25 protein-coding genes are annotated in these 23,021 nt (G+C 64.4%); 12 read left to right on the plus strand and 13 right to left on the minus strand.

The window, feature by feature from the left end:
* The coding region (locus A5777_RS22130) for a flavin-containing monooxygenase (RefSeq protein WP_064864637.1) at positions 1 to 1,013 on the plus strand (1,013 nt) is incomplete at its 5' end.
* Between the two features lie 166 nt (positions 1,014 to 1,179).
* On the opposite strand, the gene A5777_RS25870 is transcribed toward A5777_RS22130, so the two are convergent.
* From A5777_RS25870 to A5777_RS22140, 3 genes are all read right to left on the minus strand, one after another.
* Positions 1,180 to 1,830 carry a DUF3558 family protein gene (locus A5777_RS25870; RefSeq protein ID WP_082933802.1) on the minus strand — a complete coding sequence of 217 codons (651 nt, stop codon included), beginning with the start codon at positions 1,828 to 1,830 and terminating at the stop codon, positions 1,180 to 1,182.
* Positions 1,831 to 2,259 carry a hypothetical protein gene (locus A5777_RS22135; RefSeq protein WP_064864639.1) on the minus strand — a complete coding sequence of 143 codons (429 nt, stop codon included), beginning with the start codon at positions 2,257 to 2,259 and terminating at the stop codon, positions 1,831 to 1,833.
* A 206-nt stretch (positions 2,260 to 2,465) separates the two neighbouring features.
* Positions 2,466 to 4,112, minus strand: coding sequence for a DUF6777 domain-containing protein (locus A5777_RS22140; protein ID WP_064864641.1), 1,647 nt, complete (start codon positions 4,110 to 4,112; stop codon positions 2,466 to 2,468).
* A gap of 261 nt (positions 4,113 to 4,373) precedes the next feature.
* Here A5777_RS22140 and A5777_RS22145 point away from each other — a divergent pair, with 261 nt between their 5' ends.
* Complete coding sequence (locus tag A5777_RS22145; RefSeq protein WP_442903066.1) at positions 4,374 to 5,006, plus strand: pyridoxamine 5'-phosphate oxidase family protein; 633 nt, start codon at positions 4,374 to 4,376, stop codon at positions 5,004 to 5,006.
* 110 nt (positions 5,007 to 5,116) lie between these two features.
* Here A5777_RS22145 and A5777_RS22150 read toward each other — a convergent pair whose 3' ends face one another.
* Positions 5,117 to 6,793 carry an AMP-binding protein gene (locus tag A5777_RS22150; protein ID WP_197502444.1) on the minus strand — a complete coding sequence of 559 codons (1,677 nt, stop codon included), beginning with the start codon at positions 6,791 to 6,793 and terminating at the stop codon, positions 5,117 to 5,119.
* 111 nt (positions 6,794 to 6,904) lie between these two features.
* Between A5777_RS22150 and A5777_RS22155 the strand changes: the two genes are divergently transcribed.
* Together A5777_RS22155 and A5777_RS22160 are read left to right on the plus strand one after the other, a co-directional pair.
* On the plus strand, positions 6,905 to 7,708 hold the full coding sequence (locus A5777_RS22155) for a LuxR C-terminal-related transcriptional regulator (protein ID WP_064864645.1): 804 nt from the start codon (positions 6,905 to 6,907) through the stop codon (positions 7,706 to 7,708).
* Positions 7,709 to 7,710: 2 nt separating this feature from the next.
* Entirely contained in the window at positions 7,711 to 8,505 is a 795-nt protein-coding gene (locus A5777_RS22160; RefSeq protein WP_064864647.1) for an IclR family transcriptional regulator, read from the plus strand.
* Between the two features lie 88 nt (positions 8,506 to 8,593).
* Here A5777_RS22160 and pcaC read toward each other — a convergent pair whose 3' ends face one another.
* Genes pcaC through A5777_RS22185 form a run of 5 tightly spaced genes read right to left on the minus strand, consistent with a single transcriptional unit; the run spans position 8,594 to position 12,669 of the window.
* Positions 8,594 to 8,962, minus strand: a complete 369-nt coding sequence (gene pcaC, locus A5777_RS22165; RefSeq protein ID WP_064864649.1) for a 4-carboxymuconolactone decarboxylase — start codon at positions 8,960 to 8,962, stop codon at positions 8,594 to 8,596.
* Positions 8,959 to 10,197 carry a lyase family protein gene (locus A5777_RS22170; protein ID WP_064864651.1) on the minus strand — a complete coding sequence of 413 codons (1,239 nt, stop codon included), beginning with the start codon at positions 10,195 to 10,197 and terminating at the stop codon, positions 8,959 to 8,961. The genes pcaC and A5777_RS22170 overlap by 4 nt, the downstream gene beginning before the upstream one ends.
* The gene (gene pcaG / locus A5777_RS22175; RefSeq protein ID WP_064864653.1) at positions 10,194 to 10,745 is read right to left on the minus strand and encodes a protocatechuate 3,4-dioxygenase subunit alpha; all 552 of its coding nucleotides are present in this window, start codon (positions 10,743 to 10,745) and stop codon (positions 10,194 to 10,196) included. Before pcaG ends, A5777_RS22170 begins: the two co-directional genes overlap by 4 nt.
* A complete protein-coding gene (gene pcaH / locus A5777_RS22180; protein WP_197502445.1) occupies positions 10,742 to 11,584 on the minus strand; it encodes a protocatechuate 3,4-dioxygenase subunit beta in 843 nt (280 codons plus the stop codon). Before pcaH ends, pcaG begins: the two co-directional genes overlap by 4 nt.
* Entirely contained in the window at positions 11,569 to 12,669 is a 1,101-nt protein-coding gene (locus A5777_RS22185; RefSeq protein ID WP_442903067.1) for a 4-hydroxybenzoate 3-monooxygenase, read from the minus strand. Before A5777_RS22185 ends, pcaH begins: the two co-directional genes overlap by 16 nt.
* Positions 12,670 to 12,888: 219 nt before the next feature.
* On the opposite strand from A5777_RS22185, the gene A5777_RS22190 reads away from it, so the two are divergent.
* The 3 genes from A5777_RS22190 (at position 12,889) to A5777_RS22200 (ending at position 16,062) form a co-directional block, all read left to right on the plus strand.
* Positions 12,889 to 13,662 (plus strand): IclR family transcriptional regulator, encoded by a 774-nt coding sequence (locus A5777_RS22190; protein ID WP_064864655.1) that lies wholly within the window; start codon positions 12,889 to 12,891, stop codon positions 13,660 to 13,662.
* Between the two features lie 88 nt (positions 13,663 to 13,750).
* The gene (locus tag A5777_RS22195; protein WP_049699421.1) at positions 13,751 to 14,764 is read left to right on the plus strand and encodes a PDR/VanB family oxidoreductase; all 1,014 of its coding nucleotides are present in this window, start codon (positions 13,751 to 13,753) and stop codon (positions 14,762 to 14,764) included.
* Between the two features lie 59 nt (positions 14,765 to 14,823).
* Entirely contained in the window at positions 14,824 to 16,062 is a 1,239-nt protein-coding gene (locus A5777_RS22200; protein WP_064864657.1) for a cytochrome P450, read from the plus strand.
* Between the two features lie 11 nt (positions 16,063 to 16,073).
* Here A5777_RS22200 and A5777_RS22205 read toward each other — a convergent pair whose 3' ends face one another.
* A complete protein-coding gene (locus tag A5777_RS22205; RefSeq protein ID WP_049699098.1) occupies positions 16,074 to 16,343 on the minus strand; it encodes a DUF7218 family protein in 270 nt (89 codons plus the stop codon).
* Positions 16,344 to 16,530: 187 nt separating this feature from the next.
* Here A5777_RS22205 and A5777_RS22210 point away from each other — a divergent pair, with 187 nt between their 5' ends.
* Positions 16,531 to 17,079: a Rho termination factor N-terminal domain-containing protein gene (locus A5777_RS22210; protein WP_064864659.1), complete on the plus strand. Its 549-nt coding sequence runs from the start codon at positions 16,531 to 16,533 to the stop codon at positions 17,077 to 17,079.
* A 20-nt stretch (positions 17,080 to 17,099) separates the two neighbouring features.
* Here A5777_RS22210 and A5777_RS22215 read toward each other — a convergent pair whose 3' ends face one another.
* Genes A5777_RS22215 through A5777_RS22225 form a run of 3 tightly spaced genes read right to left on the minus strand, consistent with a single transcriptional unit; the run spans position 17,100 to position 18,320 of the window.
* Positions 17,100 to 17,477: a hypothetical protein gene (locus A5777_RS22215; RefSeq protein ID WP_049699096.1), complete on the minus strand. Its 378-nt coding sequence runs from the start codon at positions 17,475 to 17,477 to the stop codon at positions 17,100 to 17,102.
* The gene (locus A5777_RS22220; protein WP_152930073.1) at positions 17,470 to 17,820 is read right to left on the minus strand and encodes a hypothetical protein; all 351 of its coding nucleotides are present in this window, start codon (positions 17,818 to 17,820) and stop codon (positions 17,470 to 17,472) included. Before A5777_RS22220 ends, A5777_RS22215 begins: the two co-directional genes overlap by 8 nt.
* Before the next feature lie 8 nt (positions 17,821 to 17,828).
* Positions 17,829 to 18,320: a hypothetical protein gene (locus tag A5777_RS22225; RefSeq protein ID WP_049699094.1), complete on the minus strand. Its 492-nt coding sequence runs from the start codon at positions 18,318 to 18,320 to the stop codon at positions 17,829 to 17,831.
* Between the two features lie 248 nt (positions 18,321 to 18,568).
* Here A5777_RS22225 and A5777_RS22230 point away from each other — a divergent pair, with 248 nt between their 5' ends.
* The 4 genes from A5777_RS22230 to A5777_RS22245 all read left to right on the plus strand — a co-directional run bounded on the left by A5777_RS22230 (position 18,569) and on the right by A5777_RS22245 (position 22,930).
* On the plus strand, positions 18,569 to 19,624 hold the full coding sequence (locus tag A5777_RS22230; RefSeq protein ID WP_064864663.1) for an alcohol dehydrogenase catalytic domain-containing protein: 1,056 nt from the start codon (positions 18,569 to 18,571) through the stop codon (positions 19,622 to 19,624).
* Positions 19,625 to 19,634: 10 nt separating this feature from the next.
* Positions 19,635 to 20,930 carry a helix-turn-helix transcriptional regulator gene (locus tag A5777_RS22235; RefSeq protein ID WP_231895169.1) on the plus strand — a complete coding sequence of 432 codons (1,296 nt, stop codon included), beginning with the start codon at positions 19,635 to 19,637 and terminating at the stop codon, positions 20,928 to 20,930.
* 279 nt (positions 20,931 to 21,209) lie between these two features.
* Complete coding sequence (locus A5777_RS22240) at positions 21,210 to 22,304, plus strand: S-(hydroxymethyl)mycothiol dehydrogenase (protein ID WP_064864665.1); 1,095 nt, start codon at positions 21,210 to 21,212, stop codon at positions 22,302 to 22,304.
* Positions 22,301 to 22,930, plus strand: a complete 630-nt coding sequence (locus A5777_RS22245; protein WP_049699089.1) for an MBL fold metallo-hydrolase — start codon at positions 22,301 to 22,303, stop codon at positions 22,928 to 22,930. Before A5777_RS22240 ends, A5777_RS22245 begins: the two co-directional genes overlap by 4 nt.
* Positions 22,931 to 23,021 lie beyond the last annotated feature (91 nt).

A 23,021-nucleotide genomic window follows, 5' to 3' on the forward strand; every position in this document is an offset into this window, starting at 1 on the left:
AGCACTGGCCGGAAGATCTCGACTACAAGGGCAAGAAAGTCGTCGTGATCGGAAGTGGCGCAACGGCTGTCACGCTCCTCCCCGCGATGGCGAACGAGACCGAGCACATCACGATGCTCCAGCGCACGCCCACCTACATCCTCCCGCTGCCCAAGCACGACCCGTTTGCCAACGTGGCGCGACGCATCCTCGGCGACGAGCGCGGCTATGCCGTTGCGCGGTGGAAGAATATTCTGCAGCAGCGTGTGTTGTACGAAGCGGCACAACGGTTTCCGAAGACGTCGCGCAAGGTGATCCGCAAGGTTAACCAGGTTCTGCTGCCCGACGGATACGACGTCGACACGCACTTCAATCCGCCGTACAACCCGTGGGATCAGCGGTTGTGTGCGGTCCCGGATGCCGACCTGTTCAAGACGATTCGCTCGGGCAAGGCGTCGGTGGTCACCGACCGAATCAAGTCGTTCACCGAGAAAGGCCTCCTGCTCGAAAGCGGTACCGAACTCGAAGCCGACATCGTCGTGACCGCAACGGGTTTGAACGTACGACTTTTCGGTGGGATGGAATTGTCGCTCGACGGCGAGCCCGTGGTGCTGCGTGACCACGTCATCTACCGCGGCATGATGCTGAGTGGTGTTCCGAATCTCGCACTCGCCGTTGGGTATACGAACTCGTCGTGGACGTTGAAGATCGGTCTGATCGGCGAGTACTGGTGCAGGCTCATGGCGTACATGGATGCGCGTGGGTACCGCGAGGTAGCGCCTGTAGTGGACCCGAACATGGAGACTCGCCCTGCGCTGGACTTCGGAGCCGGCTACATCAAGCGTGTCGAGGACCAACTGCCGCGCCAGGGTGCTGAGGAGCCGTGGAAGATGTCGATGAGCTTCTACAAGGACCGCAAGGCCCTGGGCGCTGACGTCGCGGACTTCGAGAACCTGCGATTTAAGAGGGCTGCCTCACCGGCTGGTGTCGGCTCGTCCGAGGGCTCCGAGCGCGTGGAGTCTGCCGTCGGCTGACGGCGCGGAGCGTCGTCCCGTAAGAAACACGTGTTTCTTACGGGACTCGCCGTAGTAACACGTGTTTCTGACGGATACACCGAAAGTATCGCTCGCGGGTGTCAGCTACGGGTGTATCTGTTGGGCGCAGTGCCATGGTTGAGCGGCGGATAGTCGACGCCGAGGGCTACTCGGGTATCTGGTCGATGGTCGCGCGGGTGAAAGCGATCGCCTTGTCGCAGATTTCGGAGATGGGTGGGGGACTTATGTTTACAGATGCTCTCGTTGCGACGATTGCCTCACCCGATTCAACAAATGTCGTACAGTCGGTGGCTAACGGCGAGCTGCCCACTGCGGCCGTTCGGCCACCAATAGAAGTATTAGGCAGCCAATGGACCATCTCATCTTGCTGGAGCTTGTAAGCCTCAAGCGCGGGTTGGTTTCCTACGATCTGCGAAATATACGCTGAGCTCTGTCCGAGGACCGACCATCGGCACCCTCTCGCGGTCTGATGGTCGGCGATAGCAGCGTCTCTAACTGATGCCGGATCCAGGTCATTCGCAGACAGAATCTCGGAACTAGCTGCGGTACAGGGCTCGTACGCTGTGCCGTCATTGCCGTTGCTCCACCTGCGAGGAAAGACATTAGTGAAGGGCAGAGGATGGCCATTCGCATCGGTTTGCCGGACGGCGCTCCCAGAGCTGGGCGTTGTCAACCCGATTGAGGAGGGGCTCTCGGCTTGGGGGATTCCTACGACTGGGGTGCACGCTCCAAGACTGAGAGCTAACGAGACAGCGGTGGACATCTTCCACATTGCGGAACCGAAGATTATGCGCATCTATGTTGAGAACCCTTTGGCGCTCGACGAATCACCCTCAGTTAGGCGATCGCTTGCCGATCTGCACTGAGTCTCAAGTGCCAGCAATTGGATTCCCTGCTGGCGCAGGGAACCTTGCCACGTTGCGATCAACGCCCGAAGCCGGGCGTGCACTTCGATGCCCTCCACGAGGTCACCGAAGTGATTCGTCGACGCCACTTCCTTTAGGGATTCAAGCGCTATGTCGATCTGTGTCCGCGCATCGGCCGCGACCTTGGCGCGTCGCTCCCAGTCGATGGTGTTGAACCGGACCGTGCCGCCGTCGTCCTTGGTGTTGCTGGGTGGTTGGACGTACGCCATGGAGCTGCGTTCCGTGCCCCCGAGGTTTGCGATGCCGTCCTCGGACTGCAGGTTCACAACCCCACCGGGCATGGTGAAGAAATCAGTCATGTCCTTACCCCCTCGCAGCAGTCTGTCGCGCAAGCGCCAAGACAGTTAACCATGCCAACAGGTGGTCTGTGTGTCGGAATTGTCAGGCTGTGGATGATCGGTCGTGGTCGCCCCCGACCACCTGACATCGGTCCTCGGCCCCGTCGCAAAGAAGAATCCCCTTCGGAAGCGGGTTGCCTCCGAAGGGGATCTCTCCGTGCGGTGTGTCAGCTCGTAGGAACTTCCGTCGTCGTCGTGGTTGTTGTCGTCGTTTCTTCCGGAGTTGTGGTTTCCGTCGTCGTCTCCGTCGTCGTCTCCGGAGTGGTTGTCTCCGTTGTCGTTTCCGGAGTGGTCGTCTCGATCGTCGTTGTCGTCGTCGTGGTGGTGCTCGACGTTTCGACTGTGCGCCAGGTCGCCGATTCGACGTCGACCGACACCGATGACGATGAGTTCTCGGTCAGGCCGAGCTTCCAGACCTGCGTCGTCGAGTCGGTCGACGAGGTGACCGACGGCTTCTCCAGCGCCGAGGAGGACACCGTGCGTGCGACGTTGTCGCTGCAGGTGAGGTCGATCGTGCCGGTTGACGCCGAGCTCGGTGCCTGGCAGCTCACGCTGCGATCATCGACGCGGAACGTAAAGCTGCCGATGGCATCTCCTGTTCCGGAGAACTGCGTCGGGCTCGGTGCGGCGCTGCTCGGTGAGCTGGCACTCGACGATTCAGACGATGCCGACTCCGCCGCGGATGCGCCGGGAGTCTCCGACGCTGCAACGTTCTGCTGTTGCTCCGATGCGGCAGAAGAGTCGGGTGCACCTTCCGGCACACCACCATTCGACTCCGCACGCTGGGCAACTTCTGCGGCGGCTTCGGTGCTGCCGGCCCGCGCCAGCCCGTTTTCGGCTGCCGCCTCGTCGGACTTCGCGACGAACGGAGTGTTCAACGCGGCAGGAGTCGGCAAGGCGGTCGCAAGCGGCGGAAGACCACTCATGTCGATGATTCCGCCGACCGGACGTTCGAATTGCTGTCCATTGGCCAGGTTGAGCAGCGTGAGTACTGCCGCCGCTGGGGTTGCGGTGTTCTGCGGCGCCTGATTGATCACGGTCGTCGTGTTGTTGATGACGGTGACGTTCTGGTTGTTGTAGGCGATCCGAGTCACCTCATGCGAGTGGTAGTCGTGCCAGGGGTGTCCACTCAGGCGGTAGCCGCCGAGGGGTGTCGACGCCGGCGGTGCAAGCGGATTGCCGCACGCGCATCGCACACGCGGAACACCCGCGCCGTCGACGAGAACCGCTGTGCCGGATTGCAATACCGACTGGAACGCGTAGGCGCTGCCACCCTGGTACGAGTGATTGGTCACCCACGTGTCGGCGGTCAACACGACCGGGGTGAGCGTGTTGAGGTAATAGGGGATCGAGGCGGTGTCGATGCCGAAGACGCTGGCCCAGGCACGGGCTTGGCTCGGGTTGTTGGACAGGTAGTTTCCGAGGGCTGCTGTGTCGCAGGTCGAATCGCCACCCGCGTACAGGCCGGGCTGAGTGCCGGAGACCACGCGAGCGCCATTGTCTGGAGCGCCCGAGCCCCGCGCGAGTTTGATATTGCTCGGCAGCTCCTTGTTGGTCAGTGCGACGTTGGGCCCGAACGGATCTGGGCCCGCCTCACCGGACGTCAGGAGGCTGAGGCTGGGTATGCGAAGGCCACCGTCCTTGCCTCGCAACACAAGAACGAGAACAGTGGCCAGAACCAACGCGAACACCACGACGATCGCGACCAGAGCAATGGTGCGATTGCGCCGCTTCTGTTGGTCCCGCATCGGTTGGAACGGCCCGGTGGGTGGCATCGCCGGAGCGCCGAAGGTTCCGGAAGGGGGGTAAGACAATGGATACTCTCCTGGTGTGCAGACGTGGAAGCGCGCATCACCGGTTCCCGCGACCGATGTCAGACAGGCCTCAGTATCGAAATGTCTGAATCGCAGGGCAACTGTTTGATCGTGAATTCACCCGTTCGGACCAAGAACTCACATGTTCGGACTACACCGACCAGACCACGTCACTGCGGAAGAAGCGTCGAACTCGATAGCGACGGTGGGTACCTCGTAAACGAGTGGCGCCGACGGCGGTCGTCGCGAACGATGGTCGGTATGTCTACAGCCCCTGACACCCAGCCCGATGCGTTGACGACGTTGACCCGCAAACCCGAGCGTCAAGGCGATCGCGCATTGCTCGACGACATTCTCGACACCGCGCAGGTCGGAACGCTCTCGACCGTCGTTGACGGGTGGCCCTGGTCGGTGCCGATGTTGTTCGCACGTGTCGGCGACGACATCATCCTGCACGGCTCCACCGGCGCAGGCGCACTGCGACAGGTGGCGTCGGGTGCTCCGGTCGCGTTCAGTGTGTTTCTGCTCGACGGAATCGTGGTGGCCGAGACGCTGTTCGACCATTCCGCCAACTATCGGTCGGCGGTGGTGCGTGGTGTGGCACGCAACGCTGAGCTTCCAGCCGAAGTATTGGATGCGCTGAGCGACAAGCTGATTCCCGGTCGCGTGGCCGAAACACCAACGACCACACGTAAAGAACTCGCAGCGACGACCGCGTTGCGACTGCCGATCGTCGACGGCGAGTGGATTGCCAAGGCGCGGACTGGCGGCCCCGGCGCCGACACCGACGCATGGACCGGCGTGGTACCCGTGCGCACAGTGTTCGACGACCCGATCACTTACACCGGCGACCCCGCCGCGGTCCCGGCGTCGGTGCGCGCACTGGTGGGGTGAGACAGCGTCTGGCGGGGTGGTCTCGTCGGGGGTGGCCTCGGCGCTGGTGGTCTCGACTCGGGTGCTCGCTGCGCTCGCGCCCGCTCGACCAGCGGGGGGGCGGCGGCCTGTCAGCGCTGACGCAGGACGAACCGCTGGATCTTTCCGCTCGGCGTCTTGGGCAGCGCGTCGACGAAGTGCACCGTGCGCGGGTAGGCATGCGCGGCGAAGCCGGTCTTGACCAGTTGCTGCAGCTCGGTCTCCAGCGTGTCGTCGCCGCTCACGCCGTCGGCGAGCACGACGAACGCCTCGAGTACCTCGCCGCGCAGGTCGTCGGGCCGGCCGACAACCGCGACGTCGATGACCGACGGGTGGGTGATCAGGACGCTCTCGACGTCGAACGGGCCGATGCGATACCCGGCCATGATGATGACGTCGTCGTCGCGGGAGCTGAAGAAGAAGTTGCCCTCGGCGTCGAGGTGTCCCGTGTCGCCGGTGAGATACCAACGGCCGTCCTCGGTGTAGCGGGATGCGGTCTTCTCCGGGGCGTCGAGGTATCCGGAGAACCAGTAGCCGGTGCTGGCGGGGACGTCGATCGCGATCTGACCAGTGACGTTGGGTTCGCTGACCGGTGCGCCGGCGTCGTCGACGATTCCTGCGGCGAATCCGGGCATCGGCTGTCCCATCGAGCCGGGGATGAGTGGTCGACGCAGGTCGTCGGCCCAGTGGTTGTTGATGAACATTCCGTGCTCGGTCTGGCCGTAGTGGTCGCGGACCTCGGTGCCCAGAGCTGTTCTCGCCCAAATGATCACATCGGGGGTCAGCGGTTCGCCCGCCGACGATGCTCGGCGAAGCGAGAAGCCGTTGATCGCAGGGTTCTTGCTCAATGAGCGGTACACCGTGGGTGCGGCCGCGAAGTTCGTGACGCCGAGTTCGGTGAGCACCGTGGCGGTGACCTCAGGGGTGAAACCCGCTTGCAGCAACACATTTGGCCGCCCGATCGCCATCGGGCCGAGGATGCCGTAGTACAGGCCGTAGGCCCAGCCGGGGTCGGCGGCGTTCCAGAAGACGTCGGTGTCGGAGACGTCGAGTCCGTAGCGCATGTAGCAGGAGAACGACGCCAACGCGCGCAGCGGAACGGGCACGCCCTTGGGCGCACCTGTCGTACCGCTGGTGAACAGCAGGATCAGCGTGCCGTCACCGCCGACCGAGACGGAGTGGTCGAGGGGATCGTTGTCGGCGATGAGGGCGTCGAACTGCTCGCCCGCGACGATCGTCGTGAGGCCGTCGATGTCGTCGAGCTTCGACGCTTGGCTCGGCTCGGTGATCACGATGGAGGCGCCGCCCGCCCGCAGTCGCATTTCGATCGCGGGCGTAGCGAAAGCGGTGAACAGAGGAATGTAGACGGCCCCGAGTCGGGCGAGTGCCAGCAGCGAGACGACGAGCTCGGTGCGCTTGCCCATGAGCACTCCGACACGGTCGCCGCGCTCGACACCCATACCGGCGAGCGCGGTGGCGAGGCGTCGGGACTCCGCTGCGAGCTGGCCGTAGGTGATCTCGACAAGCTCGATCAGCGGGAGTTGCTCGATCAGCGGGGGCTGCGGGGAGGTCGCAGAATCCCGCAGCGAGACCGTGGTGAACGCGACGGATTCGGGGTCGTGACGGTCGACCAGCAGCGACGCTGCGTTGGCGTCGGGTGAGCCGAACAGCTCCAGCCAGGCGTCGAGGTCGGCGGTGACAGCCGGGGTCAACTGCGCCTGAATCGACTCGCGTCGCGCGCGGTCGCCGGCCAAGGACGTCTGTGTCATATCCACACCTTCACTGCCAGAGTAAGCTGAATCACATTCGAGGAGTGATTCTCGAATGCGACGTCGCATGGGCAGAACCCCCCGAAGAGGGGTCAGGAGGTAGGTGGTGACATGGCCGAGTCGTTGACAGCGCCGGTCACCGATGCGTTGCGTCGTCTGCGTCGCGGCACGGGTGTGTCGTTGGCGTTCGGTGGTGTGGTGCACGGCTCGCGCGGTCTGCGTCTCCGACATTTCGTCGGCGACACCTACGGTGCGTTGAACGGCGTTGCCGTTGATGCCGGGCACGGACTCGGCGGCAAGGTCATCGCGCTCAATCGCCCGATGGTCGTCGACGATTATCTGCGTACCCCGCGGATCACCCATCGGTACAACGCGATCATCGCGGCCGAGGGCCTGCGTGCGATGGCGGCCGCCCCGGTCATCGTCGAACGCAGGCCTGTCGCGGTGATCTACGGGGCTCTGCGGACCGACGAAGCCATCGGCGATCGGACGTTGGACGCATTGGCTGTCGAGGCGCGTGAACTCGAACAGCAGATCGTCGCCTCGCGCGCGGCGGTCGCCGCCGACGCCGCTGTAGGCGATGGACTTCGAGATCGGATCACCGAGGCCTACGCGCAGCTCCGCACTCTGGCAAGAGACGTCGACGACGACGCCGTTGCAGATCAGATCGCACGCATCTCCGAGCTCCTGCTCGACGGCGAGTCGGACGAACCGACGACACTCACCCTGACACGTCGCGAACAGGATGTGGTCACCCTCGCTGCACTCGGCTACACCAATGCGAGAATTGCCGAGGAGCTGAATATCGGGGTGCAGACCGCCAAGGGATACATGAAAGACGTATTGCGCAAACTCGGCGCGTCGAGTCGGCTGGAAGCCGTTGTCATTGCTCGACGATCAGGGCTACTTCCGTAGCGATGGCCGGAAACACGTCGGTTCCCGGAGCATCGGTTGCTGCGCGAACCCTGGCTCTACTGAGCACATTCGACGAGGCGCATCGCGCGCTGACGCTCAGCGAGATGGCGCAGCGAGCCGATCTCGCGGTTCCCACGGCGCACCGGCTCGTCGGTGAGTTGGAACGGTGGGGCGCGCTGGTTCGGCGTCCCGACGGTCGGTATGTCATCGGCAGGCGGGTGTGGGATCTCGGGCTGCTGGCTCCGATCCAGACCGGCGTGCGCGAGATCGCCGAACCGTACGTCTACGACCTGTACGCCGCGACAAAGGCGACGGTGCATATCGCGGTGCGCGAGGGAACGTCGGTGCTGTACGTCGATCGGATCTCCGGGAACGAGTCGGTGCCGGTCGTGAGCAAGGTGGGTAGTCGGCTACCGATGCCGCCGACCGGGGTGGGCAAGGTACTACTTGCGTACGCGCCCAAGGACATTCGTGATGAGGTGATGGCTTCGTTGACGCGGGTTACACCGCGGACGCTGATCAGCCCGCAGCTCTTGGAGCAGCAGCTGCAGCGTGTGCGCGACGAGGGCTACGCGACGACGGCGGAGGAGATGACCGCGGGCGCGTGTTCGATCGCGGTACCGGTGTGGGGACCTGACGGGGTGGTCGCGGCGCTGGGCGTGGTGGTCGGGACCCTTCGCGGAAACCGCCCGCGGCTTCTTGCTGCGCTGCAGGTCGCGGCGCGGGGCATCGGACGGCAGCTCGGCGCCCCGGGGCCGGTTCCGCCCGAGCGCGCGGGGGTCGCCGACAGCGCGTAGTGGTCTCGACAAGCTCGACCAGCGGGGTAGGGCTCGACCAGCGGGGCAAGCTCGACCAGCGGGGTTTGGCTCGACCAGCGGCGTTGAGCTAGCCCTCTTCTGCGAACGTCTGCTGCGCGATGCGGAAGGCCGTATTGGCGTCGGGCACGCCGCAATAGATCGCCGACTGCATGATGACCTCCTTGATCTCGTCGAGGCTCAGTCCGTTGCGGCGGGCGGCGCGCAGGTGCATCGCGAGTTCTTCGTGGTGTCCGCGGGCGATGAGCGCGGTCAGCGTGATCATCGAGCGGCTGCGGCGGTCGAGGCCGGGGCGCGTCCAGATGGTGCCCCACGCGTATTCGGTGATGAGCTCCTGGAACTCACGCGTCAGATCGGTTGCGGCAGCGGTCGCGCGGTCTACGTGGGCGTCGCCGAGCACCTCGCGTCGTACAACCATTCCGTCGTCGTAGGTGGTCATCGGGTCCTCTCTGCTAGTGGGGTTAGGGTCAGCTCTTGTGCTCTGCGCAGCGTCGCGTCGACGAGAAGTGGTGCGACGCCGAGATTGTGACCACTCGGTTCATGGCCGGCGAGCTCGGCCATAGATCGTTGCTCCGACAACACCGAAGTCCCGGCGGCCGACAGGTTGAACGCCATCACGTCCGCGTGAACATTGAGACTGCTCACCAGGTCCGTGGTCTGCGATGCCGCTACTACGCTACGTCGCAGTAATGTTCGCAGGGTTGCCCATTCCGCGTGCCAGCCGCCGGGTGTGCGCTCGTCCACGGCGTCGGCCGACGCGAGCTGCAACGTCGACGCCAGTGCGGGAGCGGTCAGTGCGGCGCGTCGAATCAGCACCGACAGTACGGGATTGGCCTTGTGTGGCATCGTCGACGACCGACCGGCTGCACCCTCGGTGACCTCACCGATCTCCGAGCGGCTCAGCGTGAGAACGTCGTTGGCGATGTGACCCCACGACGACGTCGCGGTGGTTGCCGCAGCCGCGAAGCGGGTGAACGGAGTACGTACGATGTGCCATGGCGATGCTGCGTCGAGATCGAGAGAGCGTGCGGCGCTCTGTGTCACCGCCAGCGCAGTTTCTTGCGGATTCTGTTGTGTAGCAGAAAGTTCGACGAGAGCCGACAACGTGCCCGCAGCACCACCGAACTGGGCGGGGAACTGTAGTCCCGAGGTTTCGTCGTACGCGTCGAGTACGCCGTCGAGCCAGTGTGCAACCTTCATCCCAAAGGTCGACGGCACTGCCTGCTGGGTTAGCGTCCGAGCGATCTGCGGGGTCTCGCGGTGTGTGTCGGCGAGGTCGCTGAGCACATCGATCTGAGTAAGTAACTCGGCAGTGATGCGAGTGACCGCGCGTCGTGATTCGAGGACAAGCGCGGCGTCGACGACGTCTTGGCTCGTCATGCCGCGGTGGAGCCACCTCGCAGCTGTGGGACTCAGGCCCGTGCGGAGCGCCGAGACGAGCGGGATGACCGGGTTGCCTCCGGCCTCGGCGTCGACCGAGAGCTCCTGTAGATCGAGATCTGCTGCAGCAGAGATCAATTGATCGCCGGAGACCGCAGCGTCGGCAGGCGCCACCCCGTGTTCGACGAGGGCGAGAGACCACGCCGCCTCCACGCGCAGCATGGCGTCGCGGATGGCGGCGTCGGTGAATAGGTCGCCTGCCCGGTGGTCACCGGGCCACAACAGATCGCTCACGACTTCCAGTGTTGCAGGAACACCGTCTCCGAATCGCCCTGTAGGTGAATGTCGAAGCGGTATCCGGTGTCGTCGGGGACTGCGATCAGTGTCGCCCGACGACCTGCATCGACACCGGAGAGCACGGCGTCGTCGTCGAGATTTTGGTGGCCAGGTACGTAGGCGCGGGTGAGCAGGCGGTCGAGCAGGCCGCGAGCAAAGACGCAGACCGCGAAGAAGGGCGCCTCGCCGGGACGCGTCGCGCCCGGTGTGACGGTGCTGAACGAATAGTGGCCCACCCGATCGGTTTTCGCGCGACCCCAGCCGGTGAAGGTGAAGCCGTCGCGCCGCAGAGAGCCGGGGGCGGTCGGGATGCTGCCGTCGGTGTCGGCCTGGCGGATCTCGATCAGGGCGTCGGGAATCGGCATGCCGTTGCCGTCGAACACTGTGCCGTGCAGACGAATTCGACTGGGATGACCTGACGGAACGAGTTCGTTGTCGCCCGGGTAGGGCAGCGCGTAGTGGAAGAACGGTCCGACCGTTTGGCCGGGCGTGGGGGCGAGGCTCATTCTGCTTCCTCCATCGGGGTGCGTGCGCTGCCGGTGAGCACGATGTCCCAGCGGTATCCGGTGCACCATTCGTGCTGGGTCAGGTCGTGGTCGTAGGTGGCGACGAGTCGTGCGCGTGCGGCGGGGTCGACGATCGACTGATAGATCGGGTCGAGGTCGAACAGCGGGTCGCCGGGGAAGTACATCTGGGTGACCAGTCGCTGCGTGAAATCGGTTCCGAACAGCGAGAAGTGGATGTGCGCAGGTCGCCACGCGTTGTGGTGGTTCTTCCACGGGTACGGCCCGGGCTTGATGGTGGTGAAGTGGTAGTTGCCCTCGTTGTCGGTGAGGCAGCGGCCGACACCGGTGAAGTTGGGATCGATGGGTGCGTGATGCTGGTCGCGCTTGTGGATGTAGCGCCCGGCGGCGTTGGCCTGCCAGATCTCCACCAGCTGGTTGCGCACCGGACGGCCGTCGGCGTCGAGCACGCGCCCGGTGACGACGAGTCGCTCGCCGACGGGATCTCCGTTGGCCTGGATGGTCAGATCGGCTTCGAGGGGGTCGACGTCGCGCTGCCCGAATGCGGGCGCCCACAGTTCGATTCCCTCGGGGTCGGCGTGGTGCGGGTCCTTGGTCGGATGCCGCAGGATGCTCGAGCGGTAGGGGGCGTAGTCGAGTCGGGGCCTGAGTTCTTCAGGGGCTCCGGCGGCACGTTCACGTCGGTATTCGGCTGCGAGCGAGCCGATTTCGGCATTGATCTGGGCTTGTGTCCCTGCCGCGGCGTCGGACGAGATGACGGGTGGAGCTGCGTCGACGTCGGGCGCTGCCTGCGCCTGACGCGGGATCAGTGGTGTGGCCATCCTGTGTAACCTTCTGCGAGATAGGTGGATCCGGCCTCGGACGAGACCAGGGTGGTGAGCTCACCGAGCTGTCGGAGCTCATCGAAGTCTGTGGCGTCGGGGATGCGGTGGAGCATCGTCGTCATCCAGTACGAAAAGTGTTGTGCCTTCCAGACACGTTCCAAAGCGCGCGCCGTGTAGGAGTCGAGTGCGGCGTCGTCGTTCTTGAGGAGCGTTCGTTCGATGACGTCGGCGAGGACGCGGACATCGGCGAGAGCGAGGTTGAGTCCCTTGGCACCGGTGGGCGGCACGGTGTGGGCAGCGTCGCCTGCGAGGAGCAGATTGCCGTCGCGCATCGGTGACTGCACGAAGCTACGGAAGGGCAACACGCTCTTCTGGATGATCGGCCCCTCCTTGAGCGCGAAGCCGTCGCTGCCCGCAAGGCGCCGCTGCAGTTCTGCCCAGATGCGGTCGTCGGACCAGTCGGCCGGGTTCTCGGTGGGGTCGCATTGGAAGTACATGCGCTGCACGGTCGGGGTGCGTTGGCTGATGAGCGCGAAGCCGTGCGGTGATCGGGTGTAGATGAGTTCGGGTGCGCTCGGCGGTGCCTCGGCCAGAATGCCGAACCACGCGAACGGGTACTCCCGGAAGTAGCGCTGCGGATCGTCGACGAGATCGCGGCAGATGCTGCGCGAGCCGTCGGCTCCGACGACGAGTTCGGCCGCGATCTCTTGACGTGCGCCGTTGACGTCGGTGTAGGTGACGCGGGGTGCCTCGCGGTGGTCGGTGACGGCCGCGTCGGAGATGCCGTAACGCAGGTCGCCACCATCGCGGATGCGTGCTGCGTGGAGGTCGAGGAAGACGTCGGTCTGCGGGTAGAGCCAGCACGACGCCCCGACGAGCTTCTGGAAATCGATGCGGTGACTGACGCCGCCGAAGCGGAGGTCGATGCCCTGATGCTCTTGACCGTCGCGCAGGACCCTGTCGGACACACCCGAATCGAGTAGTAGTCGAACGCTGTCGCGCTCGAGAATGCCTGCGCGATGGGTGGTTTCGATCTCGTGGTGGGTCCGGTTGTCGATGACGACGCTGTCGATTCCTGCCACCGAGAGCAGATGTGAGAGCGCGAGGCCGGCCGCCGCCGACGATGGCGACCCGCGTCCGCGTCGTGCTGGCGTAGTTGGTCATCTGTGACCTCCCTTCTGGGAGAACCATAGGGAGAGCTGAGTCACAGAACCTAGCAGAGCTTTTCACTGAGTGAGAAAGCAGAGCGCAAGACAACGAAATCGGTGGCACCAGTCGTCGGAAACTGTCACCGTCGCTGCATGGCGAGATCCACCGCCGGCGAGTCGGTCCTCACGCGTGCCGTACGCATACTCGAAGTCTTCGACCCGGACAACGTGGCGATCCCACTCACTGTCATCGCCGAACAAGCCGACCTCCCGCTATCGACGGCTTCGCGACTCGTCGACGAGTTGGTGGCACACGGACTATTGCGCCGCGACCACAATCGCCGGGTTCGAATCGGAGTGCGATTGTGGGAACTCGCGTCCCGCGCGTCGCCGACTCACGACCTCCGCGATGCCGCCATGCCATTTCTCGAGGATCTCCACGCGGTGGTTGGTCATCACGTCCAGCTCGGGGTTCTCGAGGACGACGAAGTGCTCTTCATTGAGCGACTGTCGAATCCGGGGGCGGTCATCAACGTCACCCGAATCGCCGGCCGGTTGCCTCTGCACGCCTCGTCGTCGGGCCTGGTTCTGCTCGCCAACGCCTCGCCCGCACTGCAGGACCAGATATTTCGACGTCCGTTGACGTCGTACACCGCCCAGACGATCACGGACCCGGAAAATCTGCGCGCTGTACTCGCAGAGATCCGTCGCACCGGCGTCGCCGTGTGTCCCGGGTTTATCCACGACGACGCGCTCGGGATTGCGGTCCCGTTGAAGAACAGCGCGGGCAAAGTGGCCGCGGCACTGTCGGTGATCGTGCCGTGCACCGACAATCCGATGGCTCACATCCCCGCACTCCAAGCGGCCGCACACGGAATCCGTCGCGAGCTCGGCCGACCGATCGTTCCTGCGCCACCCGAGGTCTGACCGGAACGACACAGTCGCACCCCGGCCCACTTCCATTCAATGGAAGTGACGTTGTGCTGTGCCGTACATGCAGCCACTGTGTGTGACCATGACCACAGCAACTGCACCCTCGGATGCCGCGGGTCGGGAATCCGACGTACCGCGCCTCGTCCCATCGGCCGCTGCGGACGGCCTGACGTTGAAGGTCGTCGACAAGCAGATGATCGCCGACGGCGTGTGCGCGATCACGCTCGCACACCCCGACGGGTTCAGGCTGCCCGACTGGGCGCCCGGATCGCACATCGACGTCGTCCTTCCGGGCGAAATGGTCCGGCAGTACTCGCTTTGCGGCGACCGCTGGAACCCGTTCTGCTTCCGGATCGCCGTACTCCGGGAGCCGCAGGGTCGAGGTGGCTCGGCATACATTCACGACTGCCTGGAGGTGGGCGATGTGCTGCCGATCGGTGGACCGAGAAACAACTTCGCACTCGTACCGTCGTCGCACTACCTGTTCATCGCAGGCGGAATCGGAATCACGCCAATTCTGCCGATGATCAGCCAGGCCGACCTCCTCGGTAGTGACTGGTCGATGCTCTACGGCGGTAGAACGTGGTCGTCGATGGCCTTCGCCGACGAACTCGCCACCGACTCGCGCGTGTCGGTTCGGCCCCAGGACCAGCATGGCCTGCTCGATCTCGACGAAGCACTGGCGGCGACTCCAACAGACACCACCATCTACTGTTGCGGCCCCGCGCCACTGCTCGACGCCGTGGGAGCGGCCGCCAATCGACACCGTCCAGGCCGACTGCGTATCGAGCGGTTCGTAGCAGCCGAGTTGGCTGCGCCCGCCCGCAACTGCAACTTCGACGTGCGCCTCGCCCGCAGCGAAAGGACCATCACCGTCGCACCAGACCAGTCGGTACTCGAGGCGATCAACGCCGCCGGCATCCCGATGCTCTCGTCATGCCGTCAAGGCATCTGCGGCACCTGCGAAGCCGACGTCCTCGACGGTATTCCCGACCACCGCGATTCGCTCCTGACCGACGCTGAGCGGGCAGCCAACTCCTGCATGTTCGTGTGCGTGTCCAGCTCGCGTTCGGACCAGCTCGTCCTCGACCTCTGATTCGACCCGAAGTTCCGCGCCATGAGTGCTTCGGCCACCACACAAGAAAAGGCAGTCCGATGACCCTGACACACCCCGAAACGCATGCACCAGATGTCGGCTCCGGCCTTCCAGAAACGGATGCCGACCCGTTCGGTTCGGAGATTCTCGAAGACCCCGGCGAGTTCCACGCGGCGCTCCGTGACGCGGGACCGTTGGTTCACCTCAAGCGATACGACGTCTACGCGATGGGCCGTTACGAGGAAGTGCATGCAGCGCTCACCGACTGGCAGTCATTCCAGTCCGGTGCCGGGGTGGGACTCAGCAACTTCCGCTTCGAAAAGCCTTGGCGCCCGCCGAGTCTGCTCTTGGAGACCGATCCTCCCGTCCATGACGCACCACGAGCTGTGCTGTCGTCGATCCTCAATCCGCGGGCCCTGCGTCGCCTACGCGAGCACTGGTTCGCCGACGCCGAGGACTTCGTCGAATCCCTCCCGGACGGCGAGCTCGACGCGATCACCGATATCGCACAAAGATTTCCGCTGCGGATCTTCCCGGATGCGGTGGGCATCGGCGCCGACGGCCGCGAGAACTTGCTTCCCTACGGCGACCATCTGTTCAACGCATTCGGACCGTCGAATGAACTTGTGCAGAAAGGGCTTCCGCGCATTGGGGAGGTCTCGGCATGGGTGAACGAACAGTGCGCCCGGGAGTCACTCGCGGCTACGGTGTACGGCGGTGAGCCTACTTTTGGCGGTCAGATCTGGGCGGCAGCAGACCGCGGCGACATCACCGTCGAGCAGGCGCCGACCATCGTGCGCTCGCTCTTGTCGGCGGGCGTCGACACCACCGTGCTAGGTATCGGGGCAGTGCTCGCGAGCTTCGCCACCCATCCCGACCAATGGGAAATGTTGCGCCGCAACCCGTCTCTGGCGCGTAGCGCGTTCGACGAGGCAGTGCGCCTCGAGTCGCCGGTGCAGACGTTCTTCCGCACCGCGACACATCCTGTGATGGTCGGCGATCACCTGGTGCCGGACGGCAAGAAGATCCTGATGTACCTCGGCTCGGCCAACCGGGATCCGCGCCGGTGGCGGAATCCCGACACCTTCGACCTGACGCGCGACCCGTCGGGGCACGTCGGTTTCGGCATGGGTATCCACCAGTGCGTCGGACAGCACGTCGCACGGCTGGAAGCCGAGGCGGTAGTCGCGGCCCTGGTGCGCAGATTCCGTCGACTCGACGTCGTCGGCGTCCCCCGTCGCCACCACAACAACACGTTGCGTGCGTGGGAACACTTCCCCATCGCGCTCGTGCGCTGACCCCGATATCGTCAGTGCTCGCGCAGTTTGTCGATCAGGTCGTCCTTCTTCAGGTCCGAGTAGTTGTGAAGCCCGAGTTCCTTTGCCCGCGAGCGCAGTTCGTCGACGGTCCAGTCTTCATATGATCCGGACTCGCCACCCTTCTCGCCGATCTTCGAACGGCCTTGCGCGGCAGCGGCATTGGCTATACGCGCGGACTTCTCCTTGGAGTTTCCCTCGTCGCGAAGCTTCTCGTAGAGCTCGTCATCTTTGATGGACGGGCCCGGATCGCGCTCTGGCATGGGTGCCTCCTCGTCGGATTGAATCGGTCGGGTTGTGGCGCTTTCAACGCTACGCGCCGAGCGGGTACACGACGACATGCTCCATCGCGACACGACAAGGTCGGCGAAAATCCGCCTCTAGCAGCAGGGGAGTGCCTACCCTCGGGTACGGGGGTCCTGCAAGCTACGGCGACGAAGGGCAGAAGGCATGGGCGAGAAGAAGGCGATCAAGCGTCTGCAGAAGCAGATCGGCGAACTCCAACAGAGCCTCGACGATGTGCGGAAGCTGGCAGAGAAGCAACTCGGAAAAGCTGCGAGCGAAACCGACGCACTGCGTCGAGAACTCTTGAAGCGCATAGGCGCGATCTCTGGTGAATCCGACGACAAGAAGGTCGAGTCGTCTGACGCGCCGCGGGCCGTCGTCGCACCGAAACCCACACCGAGCGCGTCGGCCTCGAAGCCGAAGCCTCCGGCGAGTGCGAAGCCCGCCGAGTCGACTTCGGCGGCGCCTAAGACAGCGGCACCGAAGACAGCGGCACCCAAGACGTCGGCATCGAAATCTGCGGAACCCAAGACGTCGACACCGAAAACTGCGGCACCCAAGGCCAAGCCGACTGGTACCACGCAGGCGGCGAAGTCGACGGGAGCGAAGTCGCCGACGGTCAAGGAGTTGCGCGAGCAGGCGAAGGCCAAGGGCATCAAGGGTTACTCGTCGATGACCAAGGCGGAGTTGCTGAGCGCTATCGGCAGCGCGTGACGCCCGGCTCTGACCTGTTGCTAGGCCTCGCGGCGGGCTTCGACGACGGTGAAGAAGCAGATCTCTCCCGAGACGGGGAAGTCCGGTAGCTCGTCGATTTCGCGTCGAATGTGTTGCAGGACTTCATCTCGTGAGAGTTGCCACGGTGCGAAGGGCGTGGTCTCTGAGGCGGTCAGGTCGCCGGCTGACGCGCCGTTGTCGAGGAGGTCTGACACCAACTGCAGGATCGTCGCGTTCAGCTTCTCGCGACTGTAATTGTGCTTGGTCAGCGATGCGGCGGCGCCGACGATGGGGGAGAAGCCGACCCAATCCGCTTCTGCGTACTTGACGAGGTAGTGAAGCTCGGATGCGTAGGTGGAGTCGCTACCCGCTGTGTCAGTGGCGTTGTGGTCAGTCACTCGTGAACCAGCAGATCTCGCCGGATACGGGTCCGTGTGGGTAGTGGTCGAACTCGTCGGAGATCTTCTGCAGGACCGCCCGCTTGTGAAGCGGCCAGGGAGCGAACCCCCGCTCGGTGGCGTTCGTCAGGTCGCCTGCTTCGACTCCCGCGTCGAGCATGTCGGAGATGATTCTGAGGCTGAGTGACTTGATGGGTTCGGTGACCGTGAAGTCGCGGACGTACGACGCGGCCGTGGAGGTGATCGCCGAGAATCCGACCCAGTCGTCCCGGCACTCGTGGATCAAGGCCTCGACGTCTGCTGCGTACTGCGTCGAAAATTCTGCGTGTGGCGTGTTCGTCATGCGGTCGGTCACTTCTGCCCTCTCTCGGGCCTTCCGTAGCGTTGGGCGACGTCCCTCAGATGTCGCGAGGCGCTCGCCATGTCCGCTGCGTATTCATCGAATTGCGCGTGTGCCGCGTCCAGAGACTGTGGGGTGATCGCAGTTGCCAACGCTTGTCGCGATCCGGCGAGCAGCGCGTACTCGTCCACCGTGATGAGTAGTAGCGCGTGGAGGTCCGGGGTTGCGATCAAGACGTCGAAGGAAGCGTGATCCCAGAACCAGTCGCTCACCTGGGCGACCGGAATCTGAACTGCCTGGTACTGACTCTGCTCGCCGATGTCTGCGGTGGTGATGCAGATGAGCTCGTCGGAAAGCTTTGCCAGAAAACGCAACTCGTCTGATGAGGGAAGCTCTGTGATCTCTTCTCGCGGAAGTACGTGAATCACGTTCTCCCGCAACCAGGACCTGGAGAAATGTTGTGTTCCCTCAAGGACGGTGTGGCGGATCGCGTTCGCACTCATGCGTGAGGTTGGAAGATCCGGTCCGAAGTCGCCCATGTCGGCTACATCCTTTCAGACCCACTGTTGCCGGCACCTAGAGGCGCCCGAACCCGCGGCGTCGCGCACTTGTCAGATCTAGGCCAAGGTTGTTCGTCTCAACATGAGATCGCCCTCGCGAAGCCAACCACCATTCATGCGGTTCATCGCATACTGGGGTGGGGAATCCGGGGGACACGCCGCACCGTCGTGCGGCCCAAAGGAGGCCAGGTATGAAAGCGCTTGTCTATCACGGTCCGGGAAGCAAGGCGTGGGAGGACGTTCCAGATCCTGTTCTGAAGGACCCGACCGATGCGATCGTCCGCGTCGAGAAGACGACCATCTGCGGCACCGATCTACACATTCTCTCCGGCGACGTACCGGCGGTGACCAACGGGCGCGTCCTCGGGCACGAGGGCGTCGGGGTCGTCACCGAAGTGGGACCGGAGTGCACCCGTGTCAAAGTCGGTGACCGCGTCATCATTTCGTGCGTCACCAAGTGTGGCTACTGCGAATACTGCAAGCAAGGGATGACGTCGCACTGTCAGACGGTCGGCGGAATCGGGTGGATCTTCGGGCATCTCATCGACGGCACGCAGGCGGAGTTCGTGCGTGTTCCGTTCGCCGACAACGGACTCATCCCGCTACCGGCGGGCGTCACGGCCGAGCAGGGCGTGATGCTCAGTGACATTCTCCCGACCGGTTTCGAGATCGGTGTGCTCTACGGGGCCGTGAAGGAAGGCGACGTGGTAGCCGTGATCGGTGCGGGACCGGTGGGTCTCGCGTCGGTGATGACCGCCCGCTCGCGCGGGGCGTCGAAGGTTATCGCGGTGGACGGCAACAAGTTCCGTCTCGAGCGTTCACTGGACTTCGGTGCGACCGACACCATCGACATTCTTGCGGGAGGAAACACCGTCGAACAGATCAAGGAACTGAGTCGCGGTGGGCTCGGTGTCGACGTCGCGATCGAGGCGGTCGGCCTGGGCCCTGCGTTCCGTACGTCGCTCGACTGTCTACGTCCCGGCGGGCATCTCGCGAACGTCGGTGTGCACGGGAAGCCTGTCGAATTCCCGATCGACCGGGATTGGATCAACAACCTGACCCTGACGACCGGCCTGGTCAACGCAACGACAGCTCCCGAACTGCTCACGGAGATCGAACAGGGCAAGATCGCGCCCGAGAAGTTCGTGACCCATCACTTCACCTTCGACGAGTTCGATCGCGCTTACGACACCTTCTCCAACGCCGCCGACGAGCACGCACTGAAGGTGATCATCAGCAACGGGTGACAATGGTGAAGTGACGAGCGAAGGACTGTCCGAACGTTCGGGCGAGGTGACGACGACGCTGTCGGCAAGCCGGTGGCAGCAGTTCGCCGCCGTGGTGGATGGTCCGTTGCCGCAGATCGCCGAACGCTTCTCTAAGTTCCTGGCGTCGGCGCATCCGCACGACGCGCTGATCATCTACACCCGTGAGTGCACCGGCCGCCCGCGCAAGGTGGCCGGTGCCCCGGCGATCGTCGAGCGCGTGACCATCGCGGAACTCGACGCGATCAAGGAGTCGGTTGAGCGAGGCGGCACTCTGCGCGGGCAGGTGGTCGTCGGCGGATCGCGGCGAAAGGCGCTCGTGGTCCGCGATGCCACCGACACGTTGTTGGTGCTGGTACCCAAGTCGGCAAAGTCGCAGACGGAGAGTGTCGACGAACTGCTGACCGCATGGTTCGCACTGGTGGCGACGTCGATTCGGCAGCAGGTCGCCCAGGCGAGCCCCGACTACCTGGCCGAGTCGCGCGCGGCGTCGACCGAACGGGCTCGGACGATCACCCAACTGACCGAAACACACGAGGACACGCTGTCGTCGATTCTCGGGACGCTGCGATCCCGCGACCTCGACGACGCCGTCGCGCGCACGGTCGCGGCGGAGACGGCGTCGGCCGCATTGATTGCGTTGCGGTCGGTCGGTGACAGCGATCGCGCGCTTGCGACCGAACCGATCGGCGTTGCCTTTCGACGGCTCCGGGCCGAACTCGAACCGGTGCTACGTGACCTCGACGCCGACGTCGAGTTTGTGGAGCCGGGGGTCGACGCGACGCTGTCGGGCGAGATCGCGCACGCAGCGAGAGCCATCGTGCGCGCGGTCGCCGTTGCCGTCGCCGCACAACCGGCCGTCGAACGGCTGCGGGTGGCGTGGGAAATCAGTGGTGACGATCTGGTCGTCGACGTGCGTGATCGGGGTCGCGGTGAACTCGACGGCGACGCGTTATCGCGACAGCTCGCAGGACGGTTGCGTGCGGTTGATGGGACGCTGGACGTCGAGTCGCTTGCCGGGTGGGGGAGTCGGGTGTGCGCTCGAATTCCGTTGGAAGCGAATGTCTCTCGTCCCGAGAAGGATCTGCTCGCGTCGTTGAATCCGCGTGAACTCGAGGTGCTCGGGCATCTCGCGCTCGGTCGGCGGAACAAGGCCATCGCGGCGGAGCTCGGGGTGAGTGAGAGCACCATCAAGTTCCACGTCGCGGCGATTCTGCAGAAGCTGCAGGTGTCCAACCGCGGCGAAGCCGGCCTGCTCGCCGCGGGCGCGGGGATCACGGCGGGGTGATCTCGACAAGCTCGATCAGCGACGGGGGCGCTCGATCGGCGGGTGGGGTGATCTCGACAAGCTCGATCAGCGACGGGGGCGCTCGATCAGCGGTGGGGGCGCTCGATCAGCGACGGTAGGCGCTCGATCGGCGGTGGGGGCGCTCGGTCAGCGCGGCCCGCAGAGGGCACTGTACTTTCGACCAGGTAGAACCATCCATTCGGATGGATGCATGTCTCGTGCCATGCCACAAGACTGTGTTGAGTACAAGGTTCTCACCATCGAGAGGTTGAAAGCGGAATGTCGCAGACGGTCAAGGGAGTCATCTCGCGTAGCAAGGGCGCGCCAACGGAACTCGTCGACGTGGTGGTGCCCGACCCCGGGCCCAACGACGTCGTCGTCGACATCCAGGCGTGCGGTGTCTGCCATACGGATCTGGCCTACAAAGAGGGCGGCATCAACGACGAGTATCCGTTCCTCCTCGGCCATGAGGCCGCGGGTGTCGTCGAGGCGATCGGTTCGGATGCCACTCACGTCGAGGTCGGCGATTTCGTCGTCCTGAACTGGCGTGCGGTGTGTGGTGAGTGTCGGGCGTGCAAGCGCGGGAAGCCCTGGTACTGCTTCGACACCCACAATGCGTCGAAGTCGATGACGCTCACCGACGGGACCGAGCTGACGGCTGCGCTGGGTATCGGCGCGTTCATCGAGAAGACGCTCGTCCACGAAGGGCAGTGCACCAAGGTCAATCCCGAGACCGATCCCGCGGTGGCCGGACTGCTCGGCTGCGGCGTGATGGCTGGCCTCGGTGCTGCGATGAACACCGGCAACGTCGGTCGCGGAGACTCCGTCGCCGTCATCGGTTGCGGTGGCGTCGGCGATGCCGCGATCGCCGGTGCGCGACTGGCCGGTGCCACCAAGATCATCGCGATCGACCGCGATCCGGCAAAACTGCAGTGGGCGACCGAACTCGGCGCAACCCACACCATCAACGGCGCAGAGGTCGACGACGTCGTGACCGCCGTCCAGGACCTGACCGACGGCAACGGGGTTGACGTCGTCGTCGACGCCGTCGGACGACCGGAGACGTGGAAGGAAGCCTTCTACGCCCGCGACCTCGCCGGAACCGTTGTGCTGGTGGGCGTTCCGACGCCCGAGATGAAACTCGAGATGCTGCTCGTCGACTTCTTCTCGCGCGGCGGGTCGCTCAAGTCGTCGTGGTACGGCGATTGCCTGCCCGAGCGCGACTTCCCGATGCTCATCGACCTCTACGAGCAGGGTCGACTCCCGCTCGACAAGTTCGTCACCGAGCGCGTCGGACTCGGTGACGTCGAAGCCGCCTTCGAGGCAATGAAGGGCGGCAAGGTACTTCGCTCGGTGGTAGAGCTGAAGTCATGAGCAACGCGAGTATCGACAACGTCGTCACGTCCGGCACCTTCTCGCTCGACGGTGGGACGTGGGACGTCGACAACAACGTCTGGATCGTCGGCGACGACAGTGAGGTCGTCATCATCGACGCCGCGCACAGCGCAAAGCCGATCCTCGACGCTGTCGGCGACCGGACCGTCAAGGCGATCGTGCTGACCCACGGCCACAACGACCACATCACCGTGGCTCCGGAGTTGTCGAAGGAGACCGGCGCGCCCATCCTGCTGCACCCCGGCGACACCATGCTGTGGAAGGAAACGCACCCCGACGTGACGCCCGGCAACCTCGACGACGGGCAGGAAATCGACGTCGCGGGAACGTCGTTGAAGGTCATCAACACGCCGGGACATTCGCCGGGCTCGTCGGTGATCTACGCGCCGGAGCTCGGTGTGTTGTTCAGTGGCGACACGCTGTTCCAGGGCGGACCGGGAGCGACAGGACGGTCGTTCTCGAGCTTCCCGAAGATCATCGAGTCCATCAAGGAAAAGATCTTCGTGCTCGACCCGGAGACCAAGGTCTACACGGGACACGGAGACGGCACGACGGTCGGTGCCGAGGCGCCACATCTCGAGGAGTGGATCAAGCGGGGTAGCTGAGCGCACTCAGAGCCGTGGGTGGGGGGGGGGGGCGGCGCGAGGCGACCACGCCCCAAGCCCCCCAAACCCACAAAACACCCCAGAAACACCC

It is taken from the genome of Gordonia sp. 852002-10350_SCH5691597 (genome assembly GCF_001665715.1).
Taxonomy (GTDB): Bacteria; Actinomycetota; Actinomycetes; order Mycobacteriales; family Mycobacteriaceae; genus Gordonia; species Gordonia sputi.